The organism is Rhizobium sp. P1_E6, assembly GCF_056405875.1.
Map to the genome: position 1 here is coordinate 217,483 of NZ_JBFUBG010000002.1, position 7,784 is coordinate 225,266.

Sequence of the window (7,784 nt, forward strand, 5' to 3'; positions counted from 1 at the left end):
AGGCACAAAACTGCCAGAATTCGCCTTTTCGCACAACAGGTTTCAGCCCCTCGGGACTTACTCCACAGTCACCGATTTTGCGAGGTTGCGCGGCTGGTCGACGTCCGTGCCCATGAAGACTGCCGTATGGTAGGCCAGCAACTGGATCGGCAGGGAGAAGATCATCGGTGCGATGATCTCATCGACATTGGGGAGGGTGATCGTCGCCATGGTCGGCAGCTTCGAAGCGGCGGCACCGGCCTCATCGGTGATGAAGATGATGCGGCCGCCGCGGGCTGCGACCTCCTGCATGTTGGAGACGGTCTTCTCGAAGAAGCGGTCATAGGGCGCGATGACGATAACGGGCATGTTCTCATCGATGAGCGCAATCGGCCCATGCTTCAGCTCGCCGGCGGCATAACCTTCCGCGTGGATGTAGGAGATTTCCTTGAGCTTCAGCGCGCCTTCCATGGCAAGCGGGAAGCTGGTGCCGCGGCCGAGATAGAGCACGTCCTTGCATTTGGAGAGTTCACGCGACAAAGCCTCCATCTGCGGCTGGATGAGATTGACGACGCGGCTCATGATGCGCGGCATTTCGGCCAGGTGGCGCACCATCGCCTTTTCGTCTTCGGCGCTGATCGTGCCGCGGGCGCGGCCGGCGCCGATTGCCAGCGATGCAAGCACGGCAAGCTGGCAGGTGAAGGCCTTGGTGGAGGCGACGCCGATTTCGGGCCCGGCCATGATCGGGAAGACGGCATCGGATTCGCGGGCGATGGTCGATTCCCGCACGTTCACGACGGCGCCGATCTTCAGGCCGTTTTCCTTGCAGTAACGGAGCGATGCCAGCGTATCGGCTGTTTCGCCCGACTGGGAAATGAAGAGGGCTGCCTGCGAGGGCTGCAGCGGCATTTCGCGATAGCGGAACTCCGAGGCGACGTCGATTTCGACCGGCAAGCGGGCGTAACGCTCGAACCAGTATTTGCCGATCAGGCCGGCGAGATAGGCTGTGCCGCAGGCGGAGATCGCAAGACCGGTCGCCGCCTTGAAATCGATGGCGGATGCGTTCGGGCTGATCGTATTGGCAGCGAAATCCACGTAATGGCTGAGCGCGTGGGAGATGACCTCCGGCTGCTCGTAGATTTCCTTTTCCATGAAATGGCGGTGATTGCCTTTGTCGACCACATAGGCGGTCGCCTGGGAAATCTGCCGCGGGCGCTTGACCACCTTGCCGGAGAAATCGAGCACGGTCGCGCTGTCGCGGGTGATGATCGCCCAGTCGCCGTCAACGAGATAGGTGATCTCGTTGGTGAAGGGCGACAGCGCGATGGCATCCGAGCCCAGGAACATTTCGCCTTTGCCGTAACCAATTGCAAGCGGCGGGCCGGAGCGGGCTGCCATGATCGTGTCGGCGTCGCTCTTCAGCATCACGGCCAGCGCATAGGCGCCGGTGACGCGGTTCAGCATCTTCAGCATGGCTTCGCGTGGCGACAGGCCCTCACGCAGATACTTGGCCATCAGGTGGGCGACGACTTCCGTATCGGTCTGGCTCTGGAAGACTGCGCCGTCGTGGCTCAGCTCGTCGCGCAGCTCGGAGAAATTCTCGATGATGCCGTTATGGACGACGGCGACGCCTTCGACGAAATGTGGATGGGCGTTGGTCTCGTTCGGCACGCCGTGGGTTGCCCAGCGTGTGTGGGCAATGCCGGTCGTTCCCGGCAGCGGCTCGCTGTCGAGGCGCTTTTCCAGATTGAAGAGCTTGCCCTCGGCGCGACGGCGATCCATGACGCCCTCATGGATGGTGGCGACGCCAGCGGAATCGTAACCGCGGTATTCCAGCCGCTTCAGCGCATCGACAAGACGGCCCGAAACCGGCGCATTTCCGACGATCCCAACAATTCCGCACATGCAAACTTCCCCTCGGGCTTCAATCTTGAGGCCACTCCTAGCGATTCTCGCTTATTTCTCAATTGGTACGGCGGTCACTTTCGGTTTCCGCCCGTTACGGAAGAAGGCTCAGGATTTGGCCTTCTTGGCCGCCTTGATGGCAAGCGCGCGTTCGCGCAGCAGCTTGGCCCGCTCAGGCTTGATCTCCTGCCGGGCACGGCCGAAAGCGAGCGCCTCGGCTGGTACGTCTGCGGTGATCACACTGCCGGAGGCGATATAGGCGTTGTCGCCGATCGTAACGGGGGCAACCAGCGAAGAGTTAGAGCCGATGAAGGCATCCTTGCCGATAACAGTCTCGAACTTGTTCACCCCGTCATAATTGCAGGTGATTGCGCCCGCGCCGATATTGGTGCCGGATCCGATGACGGCGTCGCCGATATAGGTCAGGTGGTTGACCTTGGCGCCCTCGCCAATCTTGCCGTTCTTGACTTCGCAGAAATTACCGACCTTGGAACCGGCCGAGAGATCGGCACCCGGACGCAGACGCGCAAATGGACCGACGGTCGCACCTTCGCTGACATGGGCGCCTTCGATATGCGAGAAGGCATGAATGACCGCTCCGCTATCGATGACGGCGCCCGGGCCGAAGACGACGTTCGGCTCGATCAGCGCATCCTGGCCGATGACCGTGTCGTAGGACAGAAAGACCGTTTCCGGGGCGATCATCGTCACGCCTGACAACATCAATTCGAGGCGACGGCGCTGCTGCCAGAAACGCTCGATGTCAGCCAGTTCGGCGCGGGTGTTGCAGCCGGTCATCTCGACTTCCGGCGCGTCGACGGCCGTGACGCGGCCGCCGAGCGAACGGGCGATCTCGACGAGGTCGGTCAGATAATATTCGCCCTTGGCATTGCTGTTGCCGATGCGCGACAGGAGATCGAGCGCCTTGCGGCCGTTGATCGCCATCAGGCCGCTGTTGCACCAGGTGACTGCGCGTTCGGCATCCGTCGCATCCTTTTCCTCGCGGATGGCAATCAACTCGCCGTCCTTGACGAGCAGGCGGCCATAGCCCGTCGGGCGATCCGTGTGGAAACCGATAACGACAATGTCACTGCCCTCGGCCAGCGCCTTGCGGGCTTCAAGCAACGGGCCGGCCGTCTGCAGCGGCACATCGCCATAGGTGACGAGGATATCGTCATAACCTCCAGCAATCGCCTCGCGGGCGGCGAGAACAGCGTGACCGGTGCCGAGGCGCTGTTCCTGCAGGTAGGATTCGATCTTCACGCCACCGATATCGGCAGCCTTCGCCACCTTTTCGGCATCGCGGCCGACAACCAGGGCGACGGAGGAAATTCCGGTCGCGGCCACCGCATCGACGACATGGGCGATCATCGGCCTGCCGGCGACCTCATGCAGCACTTTCGACTTTGCGGATTTCATTCGCGTGCTGTCGCCGGCGGCGAGAATGACGGCAAGGCAGGTGCGTTCCATGGCAGACTCCGAGAATCCATTGCTAGGCGGCTGTTCTGCCGCTCATAGCAGCAAGGCGAGGCTTCAAAAAGACGAAATCGGCAGGGAAACGATTGGCTCGGCGAGCGCGGAGAAGGCTTCGTGGACGTGCTCCCTGCCCTCGACGATGACATCCTCCATCGCCTTGCGCGCTGCTGCGGTATTGCCTGCCGCGATGGCATCGACGATGCGCATGTGGGTTTCGGCGATGTTGGCGAAACCACTCTGCGAGGGCGGCGTGCTCATGCGGAACATGCCGACGAGCGCTGCCTCGATCAGCCCACCGAGCGTGCGCATGAAGGGATTGTGAGATACTTCTGAAACGGCGAGATGGAAGCGCAGGTCGGCAAGCGCGAGACTGTCGGCCGTGTGATCGCTTGCGGCCATGTCGAGCGCCAGGCCGCGCAGTAATTCGATCTCGGCCGGATTCGCACGCTCGGCCACAAGACCGGCTGCGAAGGGCTCGAAAGCAAGGCGGATGTCGTAGAGCTGCAGGAGGAATTCTTCGTTGACGCCGTTGGCGAAATGCCAGGAGATGATTTCGGTGTCGAACATGTTCCAGAAGTTCTTTTCCGTCACACGCGTGCCGACGCGCGCCTTTGCAACGACCATGCCCTTGGCTGCGAGCGTCTTCATCGTTTCCCGCAGCACCGTGCGCGAGACCTTGAAGCGCTGTGCCAGCTCGCCGTCGCCGGGCAGGATCGTGCCGACCGGATAGGTGCCGGCAACGATTGCCCGGCCGAGTTCATCGACGACATGCGCGTGGCTTGTTCGGGTTCTTCGCCCTGCCTTCCGGGTTTCAAGCGGTCTGTTGCGCAATCCGTCACTCCCCCTAGCCATATCTCCTGTTCAGACTGGAAAGGAAAAGGATGGCTTTCTGCATCACCATGAATGCAAAAAGCAGCAAGCCAATCAGGATCTTCGTCCACCAGCTCGACAGCGTACCGTCGAAGGTGATGTAAGTCTGAATGAGCCCCTGGATCAGCAGACCGATGAAGGTCCCTGCCACGAATCCCGCTCCTCCTGTCAGCAGCGTCCCTCCAATGACGACTGCTGCGATGGCATCCAGTTCAACGCCCACCGCCGCAAGAGAATATCCGGCAGACGTGTATAGGGAAAAAACGATTCCGGATAGGCCCGCCAGGAAACCCGACAGGGCGTAGATCTGAATCGTCGTGCGTGCCACCGGAACACCCATCAGCTGCGCCGTCTGCACACCGCCGCCCAGCGCATAGACATTGGTTCCGAAGCGGGTGCGGTGGGCGATGAAGATGCCGGCTGCGAAGACGACGAGCATGATGCCGCCGATCAGCGTCAGCCGTCCGCCGCCTGGCAGCCGATAGTAGAGGCTGGTCAGCGTGGAATAGTATTCGTGATTGATCGGAATGCTGTCGATCGACAGGACATAGGCCATGCCGCGGGCCAGGAACATGCCGGCGAGCGTGACGATGAAGGGCGGCATCTGCAGGAAGTGGATGATCATGCCCATGACCGCACCGAAGGCCGTGGTGATGATGAGAACGATCGCGAAGGCTGCCAGCGGGTGGATGCTGGTGTTCTGCAGAATGACGGCCAGGAAGACGCCGGTGAAGGCGATGACTGAGCCGATGGATAGATCGATGCCGCCGGAGATGATGACGAAGGTCATGCCCACGGCGGCAATGCCGAGAAACGCATTGTCAGTCAGTAGGTTGCCGATGACCCGCGTCGACAGGATGTTCGGATATTGCAGAGTGCAGAGCGCATAGGCGAGCACGAAGATCACGATGGTCGCAAAGAGCGGCAGGTATTTGGAATTCATTTGCGCCCCCCTGCGTCCGTCCGGCGAGTGAAGAAGTTGGCGAGCGACTGCATCGCTGGCGACTGGATGACCAGAATGACGATGATGATGACCGCCTTGATGATGAGATTGAACTCCGGCGGGAAACCGGAAAGCAGAATGCCGGTATTGACCGCCTGGATGATCATGGCGCCGATCAGCGAACCGATGATGCTGAAGCGGCCGCCAAGCAGCGAATTGCCGCCGACGACCACGGCGAGGATAGCGTCGAGCTCCAGCCAGAGGCCGGCATTGTTGGCGTCCGCCCCCTTGATGTCGGCGGCGACGATAATTCCGGCGATCGAAGCGCAGAGGCCACTCAACATATAGACAGCCATCAGCAACACCGGCGTCTGTACGCCCGAGAGCGTGCTCGCGCGTCTGTTGATGCCGACAGCCTCGATCAGCATGCCGAGCGCAGTCCGGCGAACCAGCAGAATGACCAGCAGGCCAGCGATCAGCCAGATGACGACAGGCATGGGTAGGAAGGCGAAGGAACCGCTGCCGAGAAAGATCAGCCCGTCATCGTTGAAGGTCATGATCACGCCTTCCGTAATGAGCTGAGCGATACCGCGGCCGGCGACCATGAGCACAAGTGTCGCGATAATCGGCTGGATATTGAGGATGGAGACGAGAAAGCCGTTCCAGGCGCCGCAAAGAAGGCCGATAACTACGGTCAGTACAAGAGTATAAGCAAGCGAATGGCCTTCGACGATCGACGAGGCCGCAACGGCACCGCAGATTGCGATAACAGCGCCAACCGAGAGATCGATGCCTTTGGTGGCGATCACGAGCGTCATGCCGATCGCCAACAGCGCCACGGGCGCCCCACGATTGAGCACGTCGATGATGCTGCCATAGAGGCGCCCATTTTGAACAATCACATCAAGAAATTGCGGGAAGAAGCTGAAATTCAAAAGAAGAACAACCAGAAGCGCAATCAATTGCGGCGCAAGACGAGAGCCCAGCACCTTCAGCGAGGCAGTCATGCGTCCTCCGTTCGTTTGTCGGCTGCCGCAATGGCGTCGACGATGCCGGCAGCGGTAATGCGCTCGCCGGTCAATTCAGCGATATGCTCGCGATCACGCAGCACGATGACGCGCGAGCTGTAGGCCACCAGCTCCTCAAGTTCGGAGGAGATGACGATCAGCGACATGCCCCTGGCGCACAGTTGCTCGATGAGCTTGATGATTTCGGCATGGGCACCGACATCGATGCCGCGGGTCGGCTCGTCGAGGATCAGGAAATCCGGATTGGTTGCGAGCCAGCGGGCGAGGATCGCCTTCTGCTGATTGCCGCCTGAGAGCAGCCGGATCGGCTTCTCGCGGTCGGTCGTGCGGATATCGAGCGCTCTGATGTATTCGTCAGCGATCGCGTTCTGTTCGGTACGAGAGAGCGGTCGCGCCCAGCCTCGGCGGGCCTGCAGGGCAAGGGCGATATTCTCGCGGATCGACAGGTCGCCGATGATGCCATCCGTCTTGCGATCTTCCGGGCAGAAGCCGAAGCCCTTGCCGATCGCGGCACGCGGGCTCGACAGCGTTACCGGCGCTCCATCGATCCTGGCGACGCCGCTGTCGGCGCTTTCGATGCCGAACATGAGTTCGGCGGTCTCTGTGCGCCCGGAGCCCAGAAGCCCGGCAATGCCGACGACTTCGCCGACACGGACCTCGAGATCGAAGGGTTTTACCTTGCCGCGTTTTCCAAAGCCCTCGAACGTATATTTGACCTCGCCGGCGGCAATGGTGCGTTCTTTGGCAGCATGTTCCGTCTGGGCGAGTTCGCGCCCGAGCATCATGGCGATCAGGTTCTGCCGCGGCAGTTCCGCTGCCTCATGTGTACCGACAAGCCGGCCATTGCGCAGCACGGTGATGCGGTCGCTGACTGCATAAACCTGTTCAAGAAAATGAGTAATGAAGACAATGCCTAATCCGCGCTTTTTCAAGTCATTTATGACACCAAAGAGCATTTCGACTTCATGCGTATCGAGACTTGCCGTTGGCTCGTCGAGGATGAGCACCTTGCCGGAGAGATCGACGGCCCGGGCGATCGCCACGATCTGCTGGACGGCGACCGAGAAGCGGTCGAGTTGCGCGGTTACATCGATATCGAGGCCATAGCCTGCCAGAAGCTCACGGGCATTTCTGTTCATGGTGCGGGCATCGATCATACCGAAGCGCTTCGGTTGGCGGCCGAGGAAGAGGTTCTCCGCAACGCTGAGATTGGAAAGGAGGTTGACCTCCTGGTAGACGGTGCCGATGCCGAGCTTCTGGGCGGCCAGCGTATCGGCCGGATCGATCTCGTGACCTTCCAGCGTCAGGCTTCCGCCGTCGCGGCGATAGGCACCCGTAATGCACTTGATGAGCGTCGATTTGCCGGCGCCGTTTTCGCCGAGAAGCGCATGCACCTCACCCCGACGTAGCGTGAAATCCACCTTATCCAGGGCGACGGCGCCGGGGAAGAATTTCGATATGCCGGCGGCTGCGAGAATATTCTCGAAATTGTGAACCATGAGGGTTGCTGTTTCCTGATATTGCGCCTTACGCCTGTACGAAAAACGGGCATGACGCCCTGCTGGTACCGGCAGTTCCGCACC

The 7,784-nt window shown here is 60.7% G+C and carries 6 protein-coding genes; all 6 read right to left on the reverse strand.

The features are described from left to right. Positions 1-57 precede the first annotated feature (57 nt). Complete coding sequence (gene glmS / locus AC1D35_RS02600) at positions 58-1,884, reverse strand: glutamine--fructose-6-phosphate transaminase (isomerizing) (RefSeq protein WP_113295564.1); 1,827 nt, start codon at positions 1,882-1,884, stop codon at positions 58-60. Positions 1,885-1,992: 108 nt separating this feature from the next. Beyond that, entirely contained in the window at positions 1,993-3,354 is a 1,362-nt protein-coding gene (gene glmU, locus AC1D35_RS02605; RefSeq protein WP_113310107.1) for a bifunctional UDP-N-acetylglucosamine diphosphorylase/glucosamine-1-phosphate N-acetyltransferase GlmU, read from the reverse strand. Between the two features lie 63 nt (positions 3,355-3,417). Beyond that, a complete protein-coding gene (locus AC1D35_RS02610) occupies positions 3,418-4,191 on the reverse strand; it encodes a FadR/GntR family transcriptional regulator (protein ID WP_113310108.1) in 774 nt (257 codons plus the stop codon). 13 nt (positions 4,192-4,204) lie between these two features. Then, positions 4,205-5,173, reverse strand: coding sequence for a galactofuranose ABC transporter, permease protein YjfF (gene yjfF / locus AC1D35_RS02615; protein ID WP_113295567.1), 969 nt, complete (start codon positions 5,171-5,173; stop codon positions 4,205-4,207). Beyond that, positions 5,170-6,180, reverse strand: a complete 1,011-nt coding sequence (locus AC1D35_RS02620) for an ABC transporter permease (protein WP_113310109.1) — start codon at positions 6,178-6,180, stop codon at positions 5,170-5,172. The genes yjfF and AC1D35_RS02620 overlap by 4 nt, the downstream gene beginning before the upstream one ends. Further along, positions 6,177-7,700: a galactofuranose ABC transporter, ATP-binding protein YtfR gene (ytfR, locus tag AC1D35_RS02625; protein WP_113310110.1), complete on the reverse strand. Its 1,524-nt coding sequence runs from the start codon at positions 7,698-7,700 to the stop codon at positions 6,177-6,179. Before ytfR ends, AC1D35_RS02620 begins: the two co-directional genes overlap by 4 nt. Positions 7,701-7,784 lie beyond the last annotated feature (84 nt).